Below are 21,676 nucleotides of genomic sequence, written 5' to 3' on the forward strand. Positions count from 1 at the left end.
CGCATGACTGCGCTGAATCGTGTCCCGTCGCTCATGGCCCGGGCCGGCACGGCCTCGGCCTTCGCCATCGCCGCCGTGGGCGGCTCGATCGTGGTCCCGGGTGTCGCCTCCGAAGCGGCGGCCGCCACCCCGGCGACGAAGGCACTCCAGATCGCGGCCTCCAAGAAGGGTTCGCCCTACCGGTACGGTGCCACCGGGCCGAACAGGTTCGACTGCTCGGGGCTCACGCTGTACTCGTTCAAGAAGGCGGGCAAGAAACTGCCCCGTACGGCGGCCCAGCAGTACAACAAGACCACCCACATCTCGGCGAGCAAGCGCAAGGCCGGGGACCTCGTGTTCTTCCACTCGGGGTCGTACGTCTACCACGTCGGGATCTACGCCGGTAAGGGCAAGATCTGGCACTCCCCGAAGACCGGGGACGTGGTGAGGTTGCAGAAGATCTGGACCAAGAGCGTCTGGTACGGCCGGGTCAAGTGACCCTCCGGGGGCGGTGGCGGCGTCCCTGACGCGCCGCCACCGCCTCCGGAGCCCGCCCCCGGAGCCCGGGGCCGGTGGTCGGGGCGTGGGGGCCGTCAGGCGGCCGCTCGCGCCGCCGGCGCCACGCCCAGGGCCGTCACACAGCCGTTCGCGGCCCTCCGTGGCCCTCGTGGCCCTCGCGGACCTCCGTGGCCCTCCGTGGCCCTCCGTGGCCCTCGCGGTCCTCCGTGGCCGTCACAGTCCTCCACGGCCTCACAGCCCTCCGCAGCCGCCGAGTCCCGCCCGTCCCCACCGGTCGCCCCAGGCCTCGCCCTGCCGGGCACCACCACGCCCTCGGACGTTCCCCGTCCCTCCGGGGCCGGCCGCTGCCGCCCCCGCGCCACCCCTGCCGGCCGAGCGTGCGGCCCGCGCTCACGCCCTCCCGAAACCACCCGTTCGGCGGACACCTCCGCCCGCACCCCGCACACCACTCGTCCGGCGGACGGCCACACCCGTGCGGCCCGCCGCCTCCCCGCGCACCTCCCCCTGGCCCCGAAGCCGCACGTCCCCGAGTCCCCCGCACCCCGCCCCCACAGCCGTCCGCCACCCATCCCCGCCCCCGCCCCCGCCCCCGCACACACTCCACGCCCTCACCGCTCCCCGTCCCGCCGCGGAATCCGGGCGGGGTCAAGGTTCCTGTTGGCCCGCCGTCGCCACCGGCTCCACGGGCACCGTCCACGGCAGGTCGACGCAGATGGTCTTGCCGCCCTCGCGGGTGGGGCGGACGCGGAGTCGGCCACCGCACTCCACGGTCAGCCACCGGATGATCACCAGGCCGCGGCCGTTGTCCTGCTGGACGGCGGCCGGCAGGCGCCTGGGGAAGCGCGGGTGGCTGTCGGTGACGCCGATGCGCAGCAGCTCGTCCCGGTCGAGCCGGAGGTCCACCCGGAAGGTGGGCGACTGCCCGAAGGTGTGCTGTACGGCGTTGGTGGCGAGCTCGGAGACGATGAGGCGGACGGTGTCGGCCGTCTCCGCCTCCGCGGGAAGACCCCATCCCCCCAGCGTGGTCAGCACGAACGCGCGGGCCGTGGACACCGAGGCGGGATCGCTCGGCAGAGTGAGGGATGCTTCCAGATGGTCTGCCATGGCGATGCCGTCCCTTTCCCACGGGACCGGAGTCCGACACGGTGCGGATGGTTCGAGTACGGTCCCGGACTGGTGCTTCGTCGCCAGATTGCCATCAGCGGGCCGCCACCGGTGGCGATCCACCGAGAAGTGCATATATCTGTCGCTCGATGCGGTGAACTCTGCCACGGCAGAGCGTATTTGGACGGCCCGTAGGGAGTAAGGAGGACTCCATGCAGCACGGTCCCGCGGTGCGCCGCCGGAAACTGGGCGCCGAACTGCGGGCCCTGCGCGCCCGCCTCGGCCTGACCAGTGGGGAGGCGGCCCGGCTCGTGGGCTGGCACCAGTCGAAGGTGAGCCGGATCGAGACCGGCACCAGCGGTACGAAACCCGCCGACGTGCGGTTACTCCTCGACGCCTACGGCGTGTCCGATCCCCGGCTGCGCGAGCTCATGCTGGCGTTGGCGGGGTCCGCCGACAGCGGCGGACGGGATCACTGGGTGCACGCCTACCGCGGCGTACTCCCGCCCGCCTACCGGGACTTCATCAGCCTGGAGTCGCAGGCGAGCGCGATGCGCACCCTGGAGACGACCGTGGTCCCGGGGCTGCTCCAGACGCCCGAGTACGCGCGGGCGGTGACGAGGGCCGCCGTCGAGGGCGCCGACGAGGACCAGTTGGACACCCTGGTGGAGGTGCGGCTGGCCCGCCAGGACGTCCTGCGCGCACAGCCGCCGCTGACGCTGAACGCGGTGCTGGACGAGGCCGTGCTGCGCCGGGAGGTGGGCGGTCCGGAGGTCATGGCGCGGCAACTGGACCGGCTCGTGGAGGCGGGCCGGCTTCCCCAAGTGACCCTCCAGGTACTGCCGTTCAGTGCCGGAGCTCATATCGGAGTCACAGGTTCTTTCGTTATCTTCTCGTTTACGAGCACTTCTGATCTGGATGTGGTTGTTCTCGACCACTTGACGAGTAGCCTCTACCTCGAACGGAAAGAACACCTCCAGGCCTACACAGAGGCCTTCGACGCCCTTCGGGCGCACGCCCTTTCACCCGAGGACACACTGGAATACATCGCCGCGAAAGCCGCCGGCACGTAAGGAGGCACCATGACTGCACTGCCTCGGAACGTACCCTCCAGTAACGACCTGCACGACCGCCACCGTCCGCAGGGTCTGCGGTGGCTGCGCAGCAGCTACAGCACGGGAGCCAACAACTGCGTGGAGACGGCCCGCCCGGAGACCGGACCGTGGGCCGGCCTGCTCGCCGTACGCGACTCCAAGGACCCGGCCGGACCCGCCCTGCTCTTCTCCCCCGAGAGCTGGACGGGCTTCACGGCCACGTTCCGCTGACCTTCGTCCGGAACGTCCGGACCGACGTCCGGACCCCTACCCCCACCCCTGTCCCGGCGCCCGGCCGTGTCACGCCGACTCATGGCCGTGTCTCGCCGATCACTCGTACAGCGCGTTCGATCTGCGCCTCGGAGAGGTCCGCACGGGCGGTCAGCCTCAGGCGTGAGACGCCGTCGGGCACGGAGGGAGGACGGAAGCAGCCGACGGTCAGCCCTGCCGCCCGGCAGTCCGCCGCCCAGCGCACGGCCCGCTCCGGGGACGGCGCACGCACAGAGACGACCGCGGCGTCCGGACGCACCGCCTCCAGACCCGCGGCCGTCAGCCGCGCGTGCAGGTCGCCCGCGACCGCACGCGCGCGTGCCGCGCGTTCCGGTTCGCGGCGCAGCAGCCGCAGTGCCGCCAGGGCCGCGCCCGCCGCCGCGGGGGCGAGGCCGGTGTCGAAGATGAACGTCCGGGCCGCGTTCACCAGGTGCTCGATCACCCGCGCGGGTCCGAGCACGGCCCCGCCCTGGCTGCCGAGCGACTTGGACAGCGTGACCGTGACGACGACGTCGCCGGCGCCGGCCAGCCCCGCGGCGTGCGGGGCGCCGCGCCCGCCGGCGCCGAGGACGCCCAGCCCGTGGGCGTCGTCGACGAGCAGTCCGGCCCCGTGCTCCCGGCACACCTCGGCGAGGGCGGCCAGCGGGGCCGCGTCGCCGTCGACCGAGAACACCGTGTCGGAGACCGTCAGCGCCGGGCCCGGGTGCGTGCCGAGCGCCTTGCGCACGGCGTCCGGGTCGGCGTGCGCGACGACCTGGGTGGTGCCGCGGGCCAGCCGGCAGCCGTCGATGAGCGAGGCGTGGTTCCCGGCGTCCGAGACGATCAGGGTGCCGTGCGGGGCCAGCGCGGTGACCGCCGCCAGGTTCGCGGCGTAGCCGGAGGAGAGGACCAGGGCCGCCTCGAAGCCGCAGAAGCCGGCCAGTTCCCGTTCCAGCTCGGCGTGGAGTTCGGTGGTGCCGGTGACGAGACGGGAGCCGGTGGCACCGGCGCCCCAGGTCCGGGCGGCCCGCGCCGCGCCCTCGGTGACCTCCGGATGACGGGCCAGGCCCAGGTAGTCGTTGCTCGCGAGGTCGAGGAGCGCAGCGTCGGCCGGCCGGGGACGCAGGGTCCGTACGAGTCCGGCGCGGCGGCGCAGCTCCGCCTGCTCGTCGATCCAGCCGAACGCCATGGGGCCCTCCGGTGATTTTGTAGGTAGCGGACAGACACTAGCGGCAGGTGTGGCCGCACATGGTGTGGCACTACCCACACGTCGAAGCGGGCGTGTTGTGCGATCCCTACCTTGGCCAGGAGTGGTCCGGTAGGACAGGATCGGCTCTCATGGACCTGTTGAACACGCTGGTGGACAAGGGGCTTCGGCGCGAGCTGCCGACCCGTGCGGAAGCGCTGGCCGTCCTCGCGACGTCCGACGACGACCTGCTCGACGTGGTGGCCGCGGCCGGCCGGGTGCGCCGGCACTGGTTCGGGCGACGGGTGAAACTCAACTACCTCGTCAACCTCAAGTCGGGGCTGTGCCCCGAGGACTGCTCCTACTGCTCCCAGCGGCTCGGCTCCACGGCCGGGATCCTCAAGTACACCTGGCTCAAGCCCGACGAGGCCTCCGAGGCGGCGGCCGCGGGGCTGGCCGGCGGGGCGAAGCGGGTGTGCCTGGTGGCGAGCGGGCGCGGTCCGACCGACCGGGACGTGGACCGGGTCTCCGAGACCATCAAGGCCATCAAGGAGCAGAACGAGGAGGTCGAGGTGTGCGCCTGTCTCGGTCTGCTCTCCGAGGGGCAGGCGGAGCGGCTGCGCGCGGCGGGCGCCGACGCCTACAACCACAACCTGAACACGTCCGAGGGGACGTACGCGGACATCACGACCACGCACACGTACGCCGACCGGGTGGACACGGTCCACAAGGCGCACACGGCGGGACTGTCCGCCTGCTCCGGGCTGATCGCCGGCATGGGCGAGAGCGACGAGGACCTGGTCGACGTGGTCTTCTCGCTGCGCGAGCTGGACCCGGACTCGGTCCCGGTCAACTTCCTGATCCCCTTCGAGGGCACCCCGCTCGCCAAGGAGTGGAACCTCACCCCGCAGCGGTGCCTGCGGATCCTGGCGATGGTGCGATTCGTGTGCCCGGACGTCGAGGTGCGCATCGCGGGCGGACGCGAGGTCCATCTGCGCACGATGCAGCCGCTCGCGCTGCACCTGGCCAACTCCCTCTTCCTGGGCGACTACCTCACCAGCGAGGGCCAGGCGGGCCGGGCCGACCTGGAGATGATCGCGGACGCCGGCTTCGAGGTGGAGGGCGCGGGACAGGTGACGCTGCCGGAGCACCGCGTCCCCGCCGGCGGCGACGGCGGGAGCTGCGGGGGCGGCGGACCGCAGGAGAACGCCGGGTGCGGGTCGCACGGCAGCGCCGGGTGCGGAGCGCACGAGGGCGCGGGCTGCGGGTCGCACGAGGCGGGTGCCGTCTGCGGTTCCGCTCCGGTGGTGGCGGCGGCCGGCGAGCCGCGCACGGACCTGGTCGCCGTACGCCGCCGGGGTGCCGGGACGGACCTCGCGCCCAATGCCTGACCCGAACGTGCCGGAGCTGCTGGACCTCGACCGGCGGCACGTGTGGCATCCGTACGGTCCGATGCCCGGCCGGGCCGAGCCGCTCGTCGTGGAGTCGGCGAGCGGGGTCCGGCTGCGGCTCGCCGACGGCTCGGGCGAGCTGGTCGACGGCATGGCGTCCTGGTGGTCGGCGATCCACGGCTACAACCACCCGGTGCTGAACGAGGCCGTGCGCGCGCAGCTCGGCCGGATGAGCCACGTGATGTTCGGCGGGCTCACCCACGAGCCCGCCGTACGGCTGGCGAAGCTCCTCGTCGACATGTCGCCGGAGGGGCTGGAGCACGTCTTCCTCGCCGACTCGGGGTCGGTGTCCGTCGAGGTCGCGGTCAAGATGTGCTTGCAGTACTGGCGTTCGCTGGGCCGGCCCGGCAAGCGGCGGCTGCTGACCTGGCGCGGTGGCTACCACGGCGACACCTGGCAGCCGATGTCGGTGTGCGACCCCGAGGGCGGCATGCACGAACTGTGGGCCGGCGTACTGCCCCGTCAGGTGTTCGTGGACGCACCGCCCGCCGACTTCGACGAGGCGTACGCGGAGCGGCTGCGCGCGGCGGTCGAACGGCACGCCGACGACCTGGCCGCGGTGATCGTCGAGCCTGTGGTGCAGGGGGCCGGCGGGATGCGGTTCCACTCCCCCGCCTATCTGCGGGTGCTGCGCGAGGCGTGCGACGCGCACGACGTGCTGCTGGTGTTCGACGAGATCGCGACCGGGTTCGGGCGCACGGGCGCCCTGTTCGCGGCGGAGCACGCCGCGGTGACACCGGACGTGATGTGCGTCGGCAAGGCGCTGACCGGTGGGTACCTGACCATGGCGGCCACCCTGTGCACGGCACGGGTGGCCGACGGGATCTCGCGGGGCGAGGTCCCGGTGCTCGCCCACGGCCCCACCTTCATGGGCAACCCGCTGGCGGCGGCCGTCGCCTGCGCCTCGATCGAGCTGCTGCTCGGCCAGGACTGGCGCACGGAGGTCGAACGGATCGGGACCGGCCTGCGGGAGGGGCTGGCCCCCGCCCGGGAGGTGCCGGGTGTGAAGGACGTACGGGTCCTCGGGGCCGTCGGTGTCGTCCAGCTGGACCACGCCGTCGACATGAAGGCCGCCACGGCGGCCGCCATACGGGAGGGCGTGTGGCTGCGGCCGTTCCGCGACCTCGTCTACACGATGCCGCCGTACGTCACGGACGACGCGGACGTGGCACGGATCGCGCGCGCGGTGTGCGCCGCGGCGCGGGAGGGATGAACATGCCGATCCTGGTGATCACGGGGACGGGTACGGAGATCGGCAAGACGGTCACGACCGCGGCCCTCGCCGCGTCGGCGCTGGCGGCGGGCCGGTCGGTGGCCGTGCTGAAGGCCGCCCAGACCGGCGTACGGCCGGACGAGCGCGGGGACGCCGACGAGGTCGCGCGGCTCGCGGGCGCCGTCACGACCGCCGAGCTCGCCCGCTACCCGGACCCGTTGGCCCCGGCGACCGCCGCCCGGCGGGCCGGCCGGGAACCGGTGCGTCCGCGGCAGGTCGCCGAGGCCGCGGAGAAGCTGGCCACCGAGCACGACCTGGTCCTCGTCGAGGGCGCGGGCGGGCTGCTCGTCCGCTTCGACGAGACCGGCGGGACCCTGGCCGACGCCGCGGAGATGCTGCGGGCGCCGGTGCTCGTGGTGGCTCCGGCGGGCCTGGGCACGCTGAACACCACCGAACTGACCGCCCGCGAGCTCCGGCGCCGCGGCGTGGAGCTGCTGGGTGTGGTCATCGGCAGCTGGCCCGGCTCGCCCGATCTGGCGATGCGGTGCAACGTCACCGACCTCCCGGAGGTCGCGGGGGCCCCGCTGCTGGGGGCGCTGCCCGCCGGCGCGGGGTCACTGACGCCCGCCGACTTCCGCGAGCGGGCGCGGGGCTGGCTGGCGCCGCGCCTGGAGGGGACGTGGAAGGCGGAGGCGTTTCGCCGGAACGTGGCGGATGCGGCCGGCGTGGCGGGCCTGGCGGATGCGGCGGGTGCGTCAGGTGCGGCGGCTCGGGTCTGAGGGCATCGGCGTCCGGCACGGGCCGGGCCTCACCTGCTCCACTGGCGCAGCTCCCGGGCGATGTCGTGCACCGACGCCTCACCGCTCTTGACCAGGCGGGCCAGGTCGCGGACCTGCTCGGGCGAGGTGACGACCTTCACCCCGCTGGCCACCAGGTAGGCGTAGGCGACGGAGCAGGCGAAGAGGGCGTTGGAGCGCTCCAGCGCGGGGACGTGGAGGAGGAGCTGGAGCAGCGACGCCGCGCGGGCGTGCGGGGTGTCGTAGACGGGGACGTCGAAGATCTCGGCGCGATGGCGCGCCACCGCCGCGACCAGGGCTCCCCAGTCGGTGACCTGGGGGTCTCCCGGTGTCTTCTGCTCGGCGAGCATCAGCAGCCAGGCGAGGTCGATGGTCAGGTCGTCCAAGGGTTCAGCGGCCGCCTTCGTGCGCGCCGCTCCCGGCCGTGCGGCCCTCGGCTGCGCGGCCCTCGGCTGGGCGGCCCTCGCGGGCGGCGCCGAATTCCTCGGCGAAGACGGTCTCGTACTGCTTCATGAAGTCGGCCGCGGCCTCCACGAAGGTGTGGCCCGCCTCGCCGGTGTCCTGCCGGACCAGCTCTTCGATGTAGCGGTTGACGCTCATGCCGCGCGCGGTGGCCTGCTCGCGGGCGGCGCGGGCCGTACCCTCGTCGACGCGGACGTTCAGCTGGGTCTTCGCCATACCGTCGACGCTAGCGCCGGGACGCTAGCAGCGGCAAGGGCGGTCCGGTGGCCTAAAGAGATACCGGGTGTGCGCCGGGTCACACTACGCTCGTCGGGACCGGCACGTCGGTACGTCCCCCCGATCGAGGAGGCAGCCTTGTCCACACCTGCTGTGCGGCACGCCCCCGGCCTGGCGTCGGCCGACGGCGTGGCGGCCCGGGCCCGGGCACTGACCAAGGCGTACGGCTCCGGCGAGACCGCCGTGCTGGCGCTGGACTCGGTGGACGTGGACATCGTGCGGGGACGCTTCACCGCCGTGATGGGGCCGTCGGGCTCGGGGAAGTCCACGCTGATGCACTGTCTGGCCGGGCTCGACACCGTCTCGGGCGGGCAGGTGTGGCTCGGCGACACCGAGATCACGGGGCTGAAGGAACGGGAGCTGACCCGGCTGCGCCGCGACCGGATCGGGTTCATGTTCCAGTCGTTCAACCTGATCCCGACCCTCGACGCGGCCGAGAACATCACGCTGCCGATGGACATCGCGGGGCGGAAGCCGGACCGGGAGTGGCTGGACCGGGTGATCGACACGCTGGGGCTGCGGGACCGTCTCACACACCGGCCCGCCCAGCTGTCCGGCGGTCAGCAGCAGCGCGTGGCCTGCGCGCGGGCGCTCGCCTCCCGCCCGGAGCTGATCTTCGCGGACGAGCCGACCGGCAACCTGGACTCGCGCGCCGGCCTGGAGGTCCTCGCCTTCCTCCGGGAGGCCGTGGACGGCCTGGGCCAGACCGTCGTCATGGTCACCCACGACCCGGGCGCCGCCGCCCACTCCGACCTGGTGCTCTTCCTCGCCGACGGCCGGATCGTGGACGAGATGGAGCGTCCGACGGCGGAGACGGTGCTGGAGCGCATGAAACGCTTCGACGGGATCCGCGCCCGGGCGGGGGCGACCGCGGGCGAGCCCGGCGCGGCCCTGGGCGAGCCCGGCCCTGCTCCGAGCCAGCCCGGCACGGCACCGGACGGCTCTGGCGACTCCGGCACGGCTGCGGGCGGCTCCGGCACAGTCGCGGGTGACTCCGGCACGGCCCCGAGCAAGCCCGGCACGGCACCGGGCGCCTCCGGCACGGTCACGGGCGAGCCCGGCACCGCCGCAGGCGAACCCGGCACCGCCGCAGGCGAACCCGGCACCGCCGCAGGCGAACCCGGCACCGCCGCGGGCGAGCCCGCCGGGAAGGGCTGAGCCGGTGCTGCGGGCCACGCTTCGGAGCTTCCTCGCGCACAAGGGCCGCCTGCTGCTGTCCGCCCTCGCCGTAGTGCTGTCGGTGGCGTTCGTCGCGGGCAGCCTGATCTTCTCCGACACGGTGGCGCGTACCTTCGACCGCCTCTTCGCGTCCACGTCGGCCGATGTGACGGTCGAGCCGGAGGAGGACCTGACCGCCTCCGTGCCCACCGGCGCGGTCCGGACCCTGCCCGCCGCCCTGGCCGGCCGGGTGGCCCGCACCGCAGGAGTGGCCTCGGCCCACGCCGACGTCAGCGTGGAGAACGTCACGGTCGTCGACGCCCACCACACGTCCGTGGGCCAGTCCGGCGGGGCGCCGACCATCGCCTCCGACTGGTACGTCACCGAGCGCAGCGCCGTGGAGCTGACCTCCGGCCGCGCCCCGCGCGGCGCCGGGGAGGCCCTGATCGACGCCGACACCGCCGGCCGCAAGGACGTGGAGATCGGCGACACGCTGACGGTGATGGCCCAGCCGGGTTCCTTCCCGGTCCGCGTCGTCGGCATCGCCACCTTCCGGACCACCAACCCGGGCGCCGCCCTGGTCTTCCTCGACCCCGCGGTGGCCGCCACCCGGCTCCTGGGCTCGCCCGACCTGGCCACCGGCATCTCCGTCGACGCCGCGCAGGGCGTGACCGACGCCGAGCTGAAGCGCCGCGTCGCCGCCGCGGTCGGCTCCGGCCCCTACGTCGTGCAGACGGCCGACGAGCAGGCGAAGTCGGCGGCCGAGGAGCTGGGCGGGTTCCTCGACGTCATCAAGTACGTGATGCTCGGTTTCGCGGGGATCGCCGTGCTGGTGGGCGTGTTCCTGATCGTCAACACGTTCGCGATGCTGGTCGCCCAGCGGACCCGTGAGCTGGGTCTGCTCCGCGCCCTCGGCGCGGACCGCCGTCAGGTACGGCGCTCGGTGCTCACCGAGGCGGTGCTGCTGGGCCTGGCCGGCTCGACGCTGGGCCTCGCGGCCGGCATCGGCCTGGCGGCCGGTCTGATCCGGCTGATGAGCGCGCTCGGCATGAACCTGAAGACCACGGAGATGGTCGTCGGCTGGGCGACCCCGGTGTCGGCGTACGCCGTCGGCGTCGGCGTCACCTTCGTGGCCGCCTACCTCCCGGCCCGGCGCGCGGCGGCCGTGTCGCCCATGGCGGCCCTCGCGGACGCGGAGGTCGCCGGTGTGGGACGGCCGCTGCGGGTGCGGGCGGTGGCCGGGGCGGTCGTCGGCGGGCTCGGCGCCGCCGCCCTGGCCGGCTGCGTGACCGCGTCCCGCACGGCGACGGCGGCCTCGCTGCTAGGCGTGGGGGTCGTCCTCACGCTCGTCGCCACCGTCGTGGCGGGCCCGCTGCTGGTGCGTCCGGTGATCCGGGTGCTCGGCGCGGGCTTCCCCGTCCTGTTCGGCGCGGTCGGCCGGATGAGCCGGCGCAACGCGCTGCGCAACCCGCGCCGCACGGGCGCGACCGCCGCCGCCCTCATGGTGGGCCTCGCCCTGGTGGGCGGCATGTCGGTGGCCAGCGCCTCGATGTCGGAGTCGTTCGACCGGCAAATCGACGAGACGCTCGGCGCCGACTTCGTCGTCCAGGACGCCGGCTTCACGCCGTTCCCGCAGGAGGTGACCGACCGGGTCCGCGCCACGGACGGCGTCGGGGTCGTCGTACGGCAGCGGTTCGCGCCGGTCGCCGTGCGGCTGCCCGACGGCGAGCGGCTCCAGACGACGGCCGCGGGGTACGACGACCGGATCGACGAGGTCGCGCGGGTGCGGTACGCGCGGGGTGACTCGGCGGCCGCGCTGGCCGACGGCGCGCTCGGCATGGACGCGGACTTCGCCGCGGAGCACGGCGTGCGGATCGGCAGCGTGCTGCCGGTGCGGTTCCCCGGCGACCGGACCGTCCAGCTGAGGGTGGGGGCGCTCACCGACCAGGACAGCGAAAGCTTCGGCATGCGCGGTGGGCTGTTCCTCAACGCCTCCGCCGTCGAGGAGTACGTGCCCGGGGGCCAGGACTCGGTGCTGTACCTGAACGCCGCCCCCGGCACCGACGCCGACGAGCTGCGGCCCCGGCTGGAGCGGACGCTGGAGCCGTATCCGCAGGTGCAGGTGCGCGACCAGGCCGACTACAAGGAGCTGGTCCACGGCCAGATCGCCGTGCTGCTGTACCTGGTGTACGCGCTGCTCGGGCTCGCGATCGTCATCGCGGTGCTCGGGGTGGTCAACACCCTGGCGCTGTCGGTGGTGGAGCGGACCCGGGAGATCGGGCTGCTGCGGGCCATCGGGCTGGCGCGGCGGCAGGTGCGCCGGATGATCCGGCTGGAGGCGGTGGTGATCGCCGTGTTCGGTGCCGTCCTGGGGCTCGGGCTGGGGCTGGTGTGGGGCGTGTGCATACAGCGGGTGCTGGCCCTGGAGGGCATGAAGGAGCTGGCGATCCCGTGGGGCACGGTCGTCGTGGTCGTCGTCGGCTCGGCGGTGGTCGGCGTCGTGGCGGCACTGCTGCCGGCCCTGCGCGCCTCACGGATGAACGTGCTGGCGGCCATAGCGCACGAGTGACCACGGCGCGGCGGAAGACCGCGCACAGCGGAAGCACGGTGGAAGCCCGCACCGCACCGCACCCCACCGCACCCCACCGCACAGCACCGCACCGCACCGCACGGCATCGCACGGCACCGCACCGCACTGACCGGAGGAAGGTTCATGGCGCGCCCGTTCCGCTTCGGAGCGAGTCTGGTCGAGCCCGCGCCCGCCGGGGAGTGGCACGCCACGCGCACGTGGAGGCCTTCGCGCCCGTGATCGCGGAACTGCGGGGCCGGTGACGACCGTCCGGATGCTGGAATTCCGCTGTTCGGCCCGCGCTCCGTGGTGTGATCGGCGGCATGTCTGAACTGCGGATACGGGCGGCGACGCCCGACGACCTCGACGCCGTCCTGGACTTCTGGAAGACCGCCGCCGAGGGCACGAGCATCAGTGACGACCGGGAGGGCGTGGAGCGGCTGGTCGCCCGTGACCCGGAGGCGCTGATCCTGGCCGAGCGGGACGGGGAACTGGCCGGCACGGTGATCGCCGGGTTCGACGGGTGGCGCTGCCACCTGTACCGGCTGGCGGTGCATCCGCACCACCGCCGCCAGGGGATCGGCTCGGCGCTGCTGGCCGCCGCGGAGGAGCGGTTCGTCCGGCTGGGCGGGCGGCGCGGCGACGCCATGGTGCTGACGCGGAACGAGACCGCGCATCATGCCTGGCGGGCTGCGGGGTACACGCCCGAGGAGCGCTGGCGGCGCTGGGTGAAGCCGCTCGCCGACTGACCTCACCCACCAGCCGCTTTGCCGATCCTTTACACTTGGGGGACCGTGCGGATCGTACGGTCCCCCTACCGGCCTTGAAACGTGAAAGGTGTGAGCGTCCGCCCATGGGCGAGCCTCCCAGTACGCGACATCGCGCGATCCTCCCTGCCCTGTCCGACCATGGGACGGAGGTGACACGATGACGGAAGTCCTCCTGCTGCTGGTGGCGATCCTGCTGTCACTGGCGTGCGGCGCCTTCGTAGCGGCCGAGTTCTCGCTGACGACCGTGGAGCGCAGCGAGCTGGAGCGGGCCGTCGAGCGGGGCGAGACCGGCGCGGCCGGCGCCCTGAAGGCCGTCCGCAACCTCACGTTCCAGCTGTCCGGCGCCCAGCTCGGCATCACCGTCACCAACCTGGTCGTCGGCATGCTCGCCGAGCCGTCGATCGCCGCGCTGATCTCCGGGCCGCTGGAGTCGGCCGGTCTGTCCGCCGGCGCGGCGAGCTCGGTCGCGCTGGTGCTGGGCACCGCTCTGTCGACGGTGTTCCTGATGGTCGTCGGCGAGCTCGTCCCGAAGAACTGGGCGATCTCCTCCCCGCTGGCCGTGGCCAAGCGGGTGGGCAACGCCCAGCGCTGGTTCAGCGCCGCCTTCCGCCCCTTCATCACGCACCTGAACAACACCGCGAACCGCGTGGTGCGCCGGTTCGGGCTGGAGCCCGCCGAGGAGCTGGCCTCCGCCCGCGGCCCCCAGGAGCTGGTCGCGCTGGCCCGGCACTCCGCCAAGCAGGGCGCGCTGGAGGCGGACACCGCCGAGCTGTTCGTGCGCACGCTGAACCTGGCCGACCTGACCGCGGAGAACGTGATGACACCGCGCGTCCAGGTCGTCGCCCTGGAGGCCCGGGCGACCTGCGAGGACGTCGCGAACGCGACCCGGGCGACCGGCCTGTCCCGCTTCCCCGTCTACCGGGACACCCTGGACCAGGTGGTCGGCACCGCCCACGTCAAGGACGTCCTGGCGATGCCCGCGGAGCGCCGTACCCGCGTGTCCGTCGCCGAGATCATGCGCGAACCGCTGCTGGTGCCCGAGAGCCTGACCGTGGACCGTCTCCTGGACCGGCTGTCCGGGAAGCGGACGATGGCCGTGGTCATCGACGAGTACGGCGGGACGGCCGGGGTGGCGACCCTGGAGGACATCGTCGAGGAGGTCGTCGGCGAGGTCCGTGACGAGCACGACCCGCACGAGACGCCCGACCTCGCCCCCGCGGGCACGGACGACACCGGCCGCGCCCTGTACACGGCCGACGGCGCCGCCCGCACCGACCAGCTCGCGCGCGTGGGCCTGCACGTCCCGGAGGGCCCCTACGAGACGCTCGCCGGCCTGGTCGCCACCGAGCTGGGCCGCATCCCGGCCGTCGGTGACCGGGTCGAGGCCGCCGGCTGGCGCATGGACGTGGTCGACGCGTCCGGCCACCGGGCCGCGCGGGTGCTGCTGCACGCGCCGCTCGACGACGCGTCGGAACAGGAGGTCGGCCGGTGACCGCCGTCCAGTTGCTGATCGGCCTGGCGACCCTGGTCGTCAACGCCTTCTTCGTCGGCGCGGAGTTCGCGCTGATCTCCGTACGCCGCTCGCAGATCGAGCCGTACGCCGAACAGGGCGACCGGCGCGCCCGCAGCGTGCTGTGGGGCCTGGAGCACGTGTCCGCGCTGATGGCGGCCGCCCAGCTCGGCATCACGCTGTGCACCCTGGTCCTCGGCGTGGTCGCCGAACCGGCGATCGAGCACCTGCTGGAACCGGCGTTCCACGCGGTCGGCGTGCCCGAGGGGGCCGGTCACGCGGTGTCCTTCGTGATCGCGCTGACCCTGGCCACGTACCTGCACATGCTGCTGGGCGAGATGGTGCCGAAGAACATCGCGCTCGCCGAGCCGGTGCGCAGCGCGCTGCTGCTCGGCCCGCCGCTGGTCGCGCTCTCCCGGGCGCTGCGCCCGGTGATCTTCGCGATCAACGCCTTCGCGAACGGGCTGCTGAAGCTGCTGCGGATCGAGGCCAAGAACGAGGTCACGGCCACGTTCTCGGACGCGGAGCTGGCCCAGATCGTCAAGGACGCGGGCGAGGCCGGGCTCCTCGACGACCGCGCCCAGGAGCGGCTGCACGACGCCCTGGAACTGGGCCGGCGCCCGGTGCGGGACGTCGTCGTCCCCCTGGAACGGGTCGTCTACGCGCACGTGGGCGTCACCCCGGACGGGCTGGAGCGGCTCGCGGGCGAGTCGGGGTTCTCCCGCTTCCCCGTCGTCGACGAGGGCCGCCGGATCGTCGGGTACCTGCACGTGAAGGACGCGCTCGACGCCTCGCCCCGGGACGAGGCGTTCCGGCTGCGGGACCTGCGGCCCATCGCGCGCGTGCGGGAGACGACGCCCCTGGACGACGTCCTCACGGCCATGCGGGGCAGCCGGACGCACCTGGCGGCGGTGATCGGCGCCGACGGGCGGCTCGCCGGGCTGGTGACCATGGAGGACGTGCTGCGCGAGCTGTTCGGGCAGCGGGCCTGAGCGGGCGCGGGCGGCGGGGGTGAGCGGGCGCAGGCAGCGGGCCTGAGCAGGCGCGGGCGGCGGAGGTGAGCGGGCGCAGGCGTCGGAGGTGAGCGGGCGCGGCCGGCGGGGGTGACCGACCGCTGGGTATGCCCGGCGGGATACCATCGCTGACGCCATGCAGACGAACACCACACCCCCGTACTCCAGCCTGGTCGCGGTCGGCGACTCGTTCACCGAGGGCATGTCGGACCTGCTGCCCGACGGCACCTACCGCGGCTGGGCGGACCTCCTGGCGGGCCGGATGGCGGCCCGCACGCCCGGCTTCCGGTACGCCAACCTCGCGGTGCGCGGCAAGCTGATCGGCCAGATCGTCGAGGAGCAGGTGGACGTGGCCGCCGCGATGGGCGCCGATGTCATCACCCTGGTCGGCGGCCTGAACGACACCCTGCGCCCGAAGTGCGACATGGGCCGGGTCACGGGCCTGCTGACGGAGGCCGTGGAGCGGCTGGCCCCGTCCTGCAAGCGGCTGGTGCTGATGCGCAGCCCCGGCCGGCAGGGCCCGGTCCTCGAGCGGTTCAGGCCGCGCATGGAGGAGCTGTTCGCCTGCGTCGACGGCCTCGCCGCCCGCCACGACGCCCTGGTCGTCGACCTCTACGGCGCCCCCTCCCTGGGCGACCCGCGGATGTGGGACGTGGACCGGCTGCACCTGACGGCCGAGGGCCACCGCCGGGTCGCCGAGGCGGTCTGGCAGGCCCTCGGCCACGATGCCGAGGACACCGACTGGCACACGCCGATGCCCGCGACGCCGCCGCCGGGCTGGCTCACGCGGCGCGTGGCGGACGCCCGGTTCGCCCGGCGGCACCTGCTGCCGTGGATAGGCCGCCGCCTCACCGGCCGCTCGTCCGGCGACGGCCTGCCCCCCAAGCGCCCCGAGCTGCTGCCGTACGAGGTTCCGCCGGCGTAGGCGCGCGGCGGAGAACGGCACCTCGGTAATTCGCCATTGACCATGGCGAGTTGCGGCACCCGTTCGGGTGAATAAAGTGGATTGTGACCAATTGACCCACGCCCCGAAAGGGGACAGTCATGCGTGCACACAGCGGAAAGCGGGCCACCGCCCTCGGTTCCCTCCTCCTCGCCGTCGGCGTGGTCCTCACCCCTGTCACCCTCCAGCAGGCATCGGCGGCCACGCCGAGCACACCTCACGCCGGCGTGTCCACGGTGGTGGACAGTCCACGGGACTACCGACGGGGCTTCAGGGACGGTTTCCGGGACGGGTACGCGGACGCCAGGGACGACTGCCGGCGCGAGAAGGCGAAGAAGTACTCCTTCAGCAACGACGACTACACCCGCGGCTACGCCGACGGCTACAGCTCCGGGTACGCCCGGGCCGAGCGGCGGTACTGCTGAGCCGCACGGGCCGGCGGAGCGTCCGGAGCACGGCCCCGCCCCGGTGGAAGGCCACCGGGGCGGGGCCGCCCCTGTCACACACCTGTCACGCACTGTTCGCGGGGCGACCGCCTCGAACGCCGCTGACCTGGGCGTTCTCACACTGCGTAGACGGTGACGGACCACTGTGGACGGTAGGTAAACTCCGTACACGTGACTTCCGCTCCCGCCAAGCCCCGCATCCCGAACGTCCTCGCCGGACGCTACGCCTCCGCCGAGCTCGCCACGCTCTGGTCGCCCGAGCACAAGGTGAGGCTGGAGCGTCAGCTCTGGCTCGCCGTGCTGAAGGCGCAGAAGGACCTCGGGATCGAGGTCCCCGACGCGGCGATCGCCGACTACGAGCGCGTCCTCGACCAGGTCGACCTGGCCTCGATCGCCGAGCGCGAGAAGGTCACGCGACACGACGTGAAGGCGCGGATCGAGGAGTTCAACGACCTCGCCGGGCACGAGCACGTGCACAAGGGCATGACCTCCCGCGACCTCACGGAGAACGTCGAGCAGCTCCAGATCCGCCTCTCGCTGGAGCTGATGCGCGACCGTACGGTGGCCGTCCTGGCCCGTCTGGGCAAGCTGGCCGGCGAGTACGGCGAGCTGGTCATGGCCGGCCGCTCCCACAACGTGGCCGCGCAGGCCACCACCCTCGGCAAGCGGTTCGCGACCGCCGCCGACGAGCTGCTCGTGGCGTACGGGCGGGTCGAGGAGCTGCTGGGCCGCTACCCGCTGCGCGGCATCAAGGGCCCGGTCGGCACCGCGCAGGACATGCTGGACCTGCTCGGCGGGGACGCCTCCAAGCTGGCCGGCCTGGAGCAGCGCATCGCCGACCACCTGGGCTTCGCCCAGGCCTTCACCTCGGTCGGCCAGGTGTACCCGCGCTCGCTGGACTACGAGGTTGTCACCGCGCTGGTGCAGCTGGCGGCGGCGCCGTCGTCGCTGGCGAAGACGGTCCGGCTGATGGCCGGGCACGAGCTGGTGACCGAGGGCTTCAAGCCGGGCCAGGTCGGCTCCTCCGCGATGCCGCACAAGATGAACACCCGCTCCTGCGAGCGCGTCAACGGGCTGATGGTGATCCTGCGCGGCTACGCCTCGATGACGGGCGAGCTGGCCGGCGACCAGTGGAACGAGGGCGACGTGTCCTGCTCGGTGGTCCGCCGGGTGGCGCTCCCCGACGCGTTCTTCGCCCTGGACGGCCTGCTGGAGACGTTCCTGACGGTGCTCGACGAGTTCGGCGCCTTCCCGGCGGTCGTGGCGCGTGAGCTGGACCGCTACCTGCCGTTCCTCGCCACCACCAAGGTGCTGATGGGCGCGGTGCGCGCGGGCGTCGGCCGGGAGATCGCGCACGAGGCGATCAAGGAGAACGCCGTGTCCTGCGCGCTGGCGATGCGCGAGCAGGGCGCCGAGCGCAACGAGCTGCTGGACCGGCTGGCCGCCGACGAGCGCATCCCGCTGGACCGCGCCGGGCTCGACGCGCTGATGGCCGACAAGCTGTCCTTCACGGGTGCCGCCGCCGACCAGGTGGCCGTCGTCGTCGGCCGGATCGAGGAGATCGTGAAGCAGCGCCCGGAGGCCGCGGGTTACACCCCCGGAGCGATCCTCTGACCCGCTTCACCCAGGCGGACCTGGAGGCCGCCCGCGACCGCCTCGTCCCGGACGTGGTCGCGGGCGGTCTGCGTGTGCTGTTCTGCGGGATCAACCCGGGGCTGATGACGGCGGCGACCGGCCACCACTTCGCCCGCCCCGGCAACCGCTTCTGGCCGGTGCTGCACCTGTCGGGTTTCACACCGCGCCTGCTGAAGCCGGCGGAGCAGCGGGAGCTGCTGGAGTACGGGCTCGGCATCACCAACGTGGTCGCGCGGGCCAGCGCCCGCGCCGACGAGATCACGGCGGAGGAGTACCGCGAGGGCGGGCGGCTGCTGGCGGAGAAGGTGACCCGGCTGAAGCCGCTCTGGCTGGCCGTGGTGGGCGTCACGGCCTACCGGGCGGCGTTCGACGACCGCAAGGCCACGGTGGGCCCGCAGGAGCGGACCATCGGGGACACGCGGGTGTGGGTGCTGCCCAATCCCAGCGGGCTCAACGCCCATTGGACGGCGGCGACGATGGCGGAGGAGTTCGCGCGGCTGCGGGTCGCGGCCCGGACGGATCCGCCCGCTACGGCGGATCCGTCTCGGTGACGACGGCGAGCAGCTGGAACGGCAGCTCCTTGTCCCACTGGGAGACCCCGAGGGCTATCCAGCGCGCGGTGTCCGGCGACCGCCACAGGTGGAGGTCCGGCACGTGCGCGCTGAGGGAGGCCCAGGGCTCGGGTATGTCCTCGCCGTCCATGGAGCGCTCCAGCGTGCTCGCCAGGCTGATGCGGTGCGGTGGGCCCCAGCGGTCGGCGAGCCGCTCCGTCAGCCCGTCGCGGTCGGCCTCGTACTGCGCCCCCGTCTCCTCCCACTCCGTCCCGTCGTCCTCCCAGAAGTCGCCGCTGGTCTGTAACTCGGCGACGAGATAACCGGGTCCGCCCGTGCCCACGTCCGTCCTGCCGTGCTCCGCGGGGAAGTCCCGGGCACACAGCAGGTCGACGGTGGCGAGGCAGCGTGCGATGTCCATGCGAGCCAGTAAACAGGCCGCCACTGACAAGTGGCGTGGCGTCAGGCACCGCGCGGGTCGGGCCGTGTGGATCGGGCGGTGTGGATCGGGCGTCGCGGATGGGACGTCGCGGACCGGTCCGCCCGCGTCAGGTCCCGCGGATCAGGCCTCCCGCGTCAGGCGTCCCGGCGCCGCACGCTCCACGCGCCCGCGAGGAGCGCGGCGGCGGTCCACAGCGCCGTCACCCCGAGCCCGGACCACGCTCCGAGCCAGCCGTCGTGCGACTCGTGCAGGACCACCTGGCCCGCCTTGTCGGGCAGGAAGTCGGTGGCTCCTCCGGCCACGTCCCCGATCACGAACGAGACCACGACGAGGAACGGGATCAGCAGGGACAGCGCGCCCACCCCGCTGCGCAGCACGGCCGTGAGACCGGCCGCGAGGAGCGCCATCAGGGCCAGGTAGACCGCGCCGCCCACGACACCGCGCGCCTGCTCGCCCACGGTGAGACCGCTCGCCGCGTCGCCGAGCCCCGCCCTGGCGGCGACGAGGGCGGTGAAGGCCGTGACCAGCCCGACGGCCAGCACCGGTACGGCGATCGCCGTCGCCTTCGCCGCGAACCACCGTCCGCGCCGCGGCACCGCGGCGAGCGAGAGCCGCAGGGCGCCCCCGTGGAACTCCGAGGAGACGGCCGTGGCGCCGAAGGAGATCGCGGCGATCTGACCGGACGTGACACCGGACAGGGCCGTGAACAGCGGGTCGAACTCCGGGCCGGACGTCTCGGAGACGCCCGCGATCGCGGAGAACGCCGTGGTCGCCGCCCAGAGCGCGAGCAGCGCCCCGAGCAGCGAGCGGAGCGTGCGGATCTTCAGCCACTCGGAGTGGAGGACGGGTGCGAACGACATGTCAGGCCTCCTGCGGCCGCGCGGTGAACTCGGTCTCGGTCGACGTCAGATCGAGGTAGGCCTGCTCCAGCGTTCCCTCCTCCGCGGCGAGTTCCAGGACCGGCACTCCGGCGGCGGACGTCAGGCGTCCGATGTCGTCCACGCGCGCGTGGTCGACGGTCCAGTGCCCGTCGTCGTGCTCCACGGCGTGGTGGCCGTGCGGGGCCAGGGCGCGTCCGAGCGCGACGGGGTCCGTGGTGCGGACCCGTACGCGCGGGCGCACGCGCGCGTCGATGAACTCCCGCATCGGGGTGTCGGCCAGGAGGCGTCCCCGGCCCAGGACGACGAGGTGGTCGGCGAAGGACGCGGTCTCGTTCATGAGGTGGCTGGAGACCAGGACCGTACGGCCCTCCCCCGCGAGCCTGCGCAGCAACGCCCGGATCCAGACGATGCCTTCGGGGTCGAGGCCGTTGGAGGGTTCGTCGAGCAGGACCACCTCGGGGTCGCCGAGCAGGGCCGCCGCGATGCCGAGGCGCTGGCGCATGCCCAGGGAGTACGTCCTCACCCGGCGCCGCGCCACCGACGCCAGACCCGTCTGCGCCAGCACCTCGTCGACCCGGCCGCGCGGGACGCGGTTGCTCACCGCCAGCGTCAGCAGGTGGTCGCGTCCGGTACGGGAGCCGTGCGCGGCCTGCGCGTCGAGGAGCGCGCCCACGTGGCGCAGGGGTTCGCGGAAGGCGCTGTAGCGGCGGCCGCCGAGGGTGACGGAGCCGGAGGCCGGCCGGTCGAGGCCGAGCACGAGCCTGCGGGCGCCGTCCCCGTCCGGGTCCGCGTCGGGGTCACCGGCGACGTCCTCAGCCTGGAGGTGCGCAATCCGCTGACCGCCCGCGTACCCGGCCCGGGCGGGGGCGACGGGCTGCGCGGCATGCGCGAGCGGACCGCGCTGCTCGGCGGACGGGCGTCGATCGGACCGCACGGGGACGAGTGGCGGGTGCGGGCCGAGATCCCGATCGCGCGGGCCGCGACAGGCCCGCGCTCGCGCTGATCGACGTCAACTCCCCTCACTTCCGTACAAGTTGCTTTACCATCTCCTCATCTGCGAAGGACCTCCAGTTCGGGAGCCGTGTGCCCATGTCGTCCGAAGAACAGCACCTGACCGAGTCCACCCTGCCCGTCTGGGTGGCCGCCGACGACATCGACGAGCTTCTGGACGAGTCCAAGGGGTTGCTGAGCCGCAACGGCGACGCCGTGCTCCAGCAGGTCCCCCTCGGCCCGCTGCGGAAGAACCTCACGGCGACGGTGGACGCCCTCCAGCAGCTGTTCGCGGACGTCGCCGCCCGCGGAGGGCCGCTGCCCCTCCAGGAGGCGCACCTCTCCTTCCAGATCACGGCCGGAGGCGGTGTGCAGTTGATCGGCACCGGACAGGTGCAGGGCACCCGGGCGATCACCCTGATCTTCAAGCAGTGATCC

At 73.5% G+C, this 21,676-nt stretch carries 22 protein-coding genes and 1 pseudogene; 16 read left to right on the forward strand and 7 right to left on the reverse strand.

Features of this window, described 5'->3' with window-relative positions; genetic code table 11:
• Positions 1-3 precede the first annotated feature (3 nt).
• Positions 4-477: a C40 family peptidase gene (locus tag ACZ3KJ_RS27640; protein WP_467530908.1), complete on the forward strand. Its 474-nt coding sequence runs from the start codon at positions 4-6 to the stop codon at positions 475-477.
• 666 nt (positions 478-1,143) lie between these two features.
• Here ACZ3KJ_RS27640 and ACZ3KJ_RS27645 read toward each other — a convergent pair.
• On the reverse strand, positions 1,144-1,602 hold the full coding sequence (locus ACZ3KJ_RS27645; RefSeq protein WP_467530910.1) for an ATP-binding protein: 459 nt from the start codon (positions 1,600-1,602) through the stop codon (positions 1,144-1,146).
• Between the two features lie 212 nt (positions 1,603-1,814).
• Here ACZ3KJ_RS27645 and ACZ3KJ_RS27650 point away from each other — a divergent pair, with 212 nt between their 5' ends.
• Both ACZ3KJ_RS27650 and ACZ3KJ_RS27655 read left to right on the forward strand, forming a co-directional pair.
• Positions 1,815-2,675 carry a helix-turn-helix domain-containing protein gene (locus ACZ3KJ_RS27650; protein ID WP_467530911.1) on the forward strand — a complete coding sequence of 287 codons (861 nt, stop codon included), beginning with the start codon at positions 1,815-1,817 and terminating at the stop codon, positions 2,673-2,675.
• A 9-nt stretch (positions 2,676-2,684) separates the two neighbouring features.
• Positions 2,685-2,927, forward strand: a complete 243-nt coding sequence (locus ACZ3KJ_RS27655) for a DUF397 domain-containing protein (protein WP_467530913.1) — start codon at positions 2,685-2,687, stop codon at positions 2,925-2,927.
• Positions 2,928-3,006: 79 nt separating this feature from the next.
• On the opposite strand, the gene ACZ3KJ_RS27660 is transcribed toward ACZ3KJ_RS27655, so the two are convergent.
• A complete protein-coding gene (locus ACZ3KJ_RS27660; protein ID WP_467530914.1) occupies positions 3,007-4,134 on the reverse strand; it encodes an 8-amino-7-oxononanoate synthase in 1,128 nt (375 codons plus the stop codon).
• A gap of 149 nt (positions 4,135-4,283) precedes the next feature.
• Between ACZ3KJ_RS27660 and bioB the strand changes: the two genes are divergently transcribed.
• The 3 genes from bioB to bioD are packed head-to-tail and all read left to right on the forward strand — an operon-like array spanning position 4,284 to position 7,574.
• Complete coding sequence (gene bioB, locus ACZ3KJ_RS27665; RefSeq protein ID WP_467530916.1) at positions 4,284-5,522, forward strand: biotin synthase BioB; 1,239 nt, start codon at positions 4,284-4,286, stop codon at positions 5,520-5,522.
• Positions 5,515-6,795 carry an adenosylmethionine--8-amino-7-oxononanoate transaminase gene (locus tag ACZ3KJ_RS27670; RefSeq protein ID WP_467530918.1) on the forward strand — a complete coding sequence of 427 codons (1,281 nt, stop codon included), beginning with the start codon at positions 5,515-5,517 and terminating at the stop codon, positions 6,793-6,795. The genes bioB and ACZ3KJ_RS27670 overlap by 8 nt, the downstream gene beginning before the upstream one ends.
• A 2-nt stretch (positions 6,796-6,797) precedes the next feature.
• Positions 6,798-7,574 (forward strand): dethiobiotin synthase, encoded by a 777-nt coding sequence (gene bioD / locus ACZ3KJ_RS27675; RefSeq protein WP_467531087.1) that lies wholly within the window; start codon positions 6,798-6,800, stop codon positions 7,572-7,574.
• A gap of 29 nt (positions 7,575-7,603) precedes the next feature.
• On the opposite strand, the gene ACZ3KJ_RS27680 is transcribed toward bioD, so the two are convergent.
• Positions 7,604-7,978 carry a fic family toxin-antitoxin system, toxin component gene (locus ACZ3KJ_RS27680; RefSeq protein ID WP_389517137.1) on the reverse strand — a complete coding sequence of 125 codons (375 nt, stop codon included), beginning with the start codon at positions 7,976-7,978 and terminating at the stop codon, positions 7,604-7,606.
• Between the two features lie 4 nt (positions 7,979-7,982).
• Positions 7,983-8,270 (reverse strand): toxin-antitoxin system HicB family antitoxin, encoded by a 288-nt coding sequence (locus ACZ3KJ_RS27685; protein WP_467530919.1) that lies wholly within the window; start codon positions 8,268-8,270, stop codon positions 7,983-7,985.
• Between the two features lie 138 nt (positions 8,271-8,408).
• On the opposite strand from ACZ3KJ_RS27685, the pseudogene ACZ3KJ_RS27690 reads away from it, so the two are divergent.
• The 9 genes and pseudogenes from ACZ3KJ_RS27690 to mug all read left to right on the forward strand — a co-directional run.
• Positions 8,409-9,183, forward strand: a pseudogene (locus tag ACZ3KJ_RS27690) (ABC transporter ATP-binding protein); the annotation flags it as partial.
• Between the two features lie 309 nt (positions 9,184-9,492).
• Positions 9,493-12,057 carry an ABC transporter permease gene (locus tag ACZ3KJ_RS27695; protein WP_467530921.1) on the forward strand — a complete coding sequence of 855 codons (2,565 nt, stop codon included), beginning with the start codon at positions 9,493-9,495 and terminating at the stop codon, positions 12,055-12,057.
• A 323-nt stretch (positions 12,058-12,380) separates the two neighbouring features.
• Positions 12,381-12,806 carry a GNAT family N-acetyltransferase gene (locus ACZ3KJ_RS27700; protein WP_467530922.1) on the forward strand — a complete coding sequence of 142 codons (426 nt, stop codon included), beginning with the start codon at positions 12,381-12,383 and terminating at the stop codon, positions 12,804-12,806.
• A gap of 178 nt (positions 12,807-12,984) precedes the next feature.
• Positions 12,985-14,319, forward strand: a complete 1,335-nt coding sequence (locus ACZ3KJ_RS27705) for a hemolysin family protein (protein WP_467530924.1) — start codon at positions 12,985-12,987, stop codon at positions 14,317-14,319.
• A complete protein-coding gene (locus ACZ3KJ_RS27710) occupies positions 14,316-15,329 on the forward strand; it encodes a hemolysin family protein (RefSeq protein ID WP_467530926.1) in 1,014 nt (337 codons plus the stop codon). The genes ACZ3KJ_RS27705 and ACZ3KJ_RS27710 overlap by 4 nt, the downstream gene beginning before the upstream one ends.
• 157 nt (positions 15,330-15,486) lie before the next feature.
• Positions 15,487-16,275, forward strand: a complete 789-nt coding sequence (locus tag ACZ3KJ_RS27715; protein ID WP_467530927.1) for an SGNH/GDSL hydrolase family protein — start codon at positions 15,487-15,489, stop codon at positions 16,273-16,275.
• A 119-nt stretch (positions 16,276-16,394) separates the two neighbouring features.
• Positions 16,395-16,718 (forward strand): hypothetical protein, encoded by a 324-nt coding sequence (locus tag ACZ3KJ_RS27720; RefSeq protein WP_467530929.1) that lies wholly within the window; start codon positions 16,395-16,397, stop codon positions 16,716-16,718.
• Between the two features lie 192 nt (positions 16,719-16,910).
• Entirely contained in the window at positions 16,911-18,353 is a 1,443-nt protein-coding gene (gene purB / locus ACZ3KJ_RS27725) for an adenylosuccinate lyase (RefSeq protein WP_467530930.1), read from the forward strand.
• The gene (gene mug, locus ACZ3KJ_RS27730; protein WP_467531089.1) at positions 18,350-18,925 is read left to right on the forward strand and encodes a G/U mismatch-specific DNA glycosylase; all 576 of its coding nucleotides are present in this window, start codon (positions 18,350-18,352) and stop codon (positions 18,923-18,925) included. The genes purB and mug overlap by 4 nt, the downstream gene beginning before the upstream one ends.
• Here the strand turns inward: mug and ACZ3KJ_RS27735 are convergent.
• From ACZ3KJ_RS27735 to ACZ3KJ_RS27745, 3 genes are all read right to left on the reverse strand, one after another.
• Positions 18,903-19,346, reverse strand: coding sequence for a hypothetical protein (locus ACZ3KJ_RS27735; protein WP_467530932.1), 444 nt, complete (start codon positions 19,344-19,346; stop codon positions 18,903-18,905). The genes mug and ACZ3KJ_RS27735 overlap by 23 nt on opposite strands.
• A 155-nt stretch (positions 19,347-19,501) precedes the next feature.
• Complete coding sequence (locus tag ACZ3KJ_RS27740; protein WP_467530933.1) at positions 19,502-20,227, reverse strand: ABC transporter permease; 726 nt, start codon at positions 20,225-20,227, stop codon at positions 19,502-19,504.
• Position 20,228: 1 nt separating this feature from the next.
• A complete protein-coding gene (locus ACZ3KJ_RS27745; protein ID WP_467530934.1) occupies positions 20,229-21,182 on the reverse strand; it encodes an ATP-binding cassette domain-containing protein in 954 nt (317 codons plus the stop codon).
• A 155-nt stretch (positions 21,183-21,337) separates the two neighbouring features.
• On the opposite strand from ACZ3KJ_RS27745, the gene ACZ3KJ_RS27750 reads away from it, so the two are divergent.
• Positions 21,338-21,673, forward strand: coding sequence for a Pepco domain-containing protein (locus tag ACZ3KJ_RS27750; protein ID WP_467530936.1), 336 nt, complete (start codon positions 21,338-21,340; stop codon positions 21,671-21,673).
• Positions 21,674-21,676 lie beyond the last annotated feature (3 nt).

This window comes from Streptomyces sp. NPDC003248 (assembly GCF_055563235.1).